This is a genomic window from Aquabacterium sp. A08 (genome assembly GCF_011742065.1).
Genome location: NZ_JAAQQT010000487.1, coordinates 1 through 254, shown reverse-complemented (window position 1 = coordinate 254; position 254 = coordinate 1). Strand labels below are relative to the sequence as shown.

General features: G+C 69.3%; 1 protein-coding gene. It reads right to left on the bottom strand.

Annotated features, from left to right (window positions below):
• On the bottom strand, nucleotides 1-254 hold a 254-nt coding region (locus HA630_RS02780; RefSeq protein WP_256368607.1), incomplete at both ends, for a phosphoribosyltransferase family protein.

Genomic DNA, 254 nt, shown 5'->3' with positions numbered 1-254 from the left:
ACCAGGGTGAACAGCGGCAGCCCGCTGTCGCGCAGGCGGCGGGTGCCGCCCAGTTCGGGCAGGGCCACAATGGCCGCGCCCTCGGTCACGGTGGCGCCCAGCTTTTCCAGCAGCTTGCGGCCCGCCATCATGGTGCCGCCGGTGGCGATCAGGTCGTCGATCAGCAGCACCCGGTCGCCGCTTTTCACCGCGTCGGTGTGCAACTCCACGGTGGCGCTGCCGTATTCCAGCTCGTAGGTTTCCTCCACCGTGGT